The following is a 628-nucleotide window of genomic DNA, read 5'->3' as shown; positions in this document are numbered from 1 at the left end:
CCACATACAAAATAACTCAGCAGGAACTTGAGCAACAGGTACATTTTTTTCGTATTCAAATTGGCGTTCTGGGGAGGCTATAATTTGTAATGTTTCAATAATATTTTGTTTGTGCACCAAACCTCCTTGTACCATATAACGCCCAAATAACAGGCTAAGTAATGGTTGGCTAAAATTGTGTAGCGAAGCGAAACGTAGCCAACTGTTACGTGTCCTTGTTTATTTTCTTGTTAGGCAGTTTTTCACACTCTGCCAATAATTTATCTGTGAATCCTTTCATAGCGACAACAAGATTGAACACATATTCTTTGTCGATATTTAAATGTGTACGGGCATAATATTCTGCCTCTAGATTATCATTACAATCAATTATTTTTAATTGTTTTGAGTGAGCCTTTTTATCAATATTACCCGCAGCATGAGCAATGACATTACGTATGGCTTGAGCATCCTTTATTTGCTTCCATTCTGTTCCGCTAACGGGAAGAGAAAGCGAGCTTAATTTTGATAAGTATTGCTTTGCTCTTTCAATACCTGAGCCAGTAAAATCTGTAAAAGAAGCCTTAATATCTAAATCTGCTTCAACACTTCTACATAATTGATTCATAAAATCCTCAAATATAGACAC

Annotated in this window: 1 protein-coding gene; it reads right to left on the bottom strand. The window is 35.4% G+C overall.

Annotation, left to right across the window (positions count from 1 at the left end; translation table 11 throughout):
- Positions 1 to 205 precede the first annotated feature (205 nt).
- Positions 206 to 628, bottom strand: a 423-nt coding sequence (locus V7783_RS21075) for a hypothetical protein (RefSeq protein ID WP_335680390.1), incomplete at its 5' end; no start/stop codon positions are given.

Origin of the sequence: Pseudoalteromonas sp., assembly GCF_036960685.1 — a bacterium.
Taxonomy (GTDB): Bacteria; Pseudomonadota; Gammaproteobacteria; order Enterobacterales; family Alteromonadaceae; genus Pseudoalteromonas.
The sequence above is the reverse complement of the archived record's forward strand: the minus strand, read 5'-3'. Positions and strand labels throughout refer to the sequence as shown.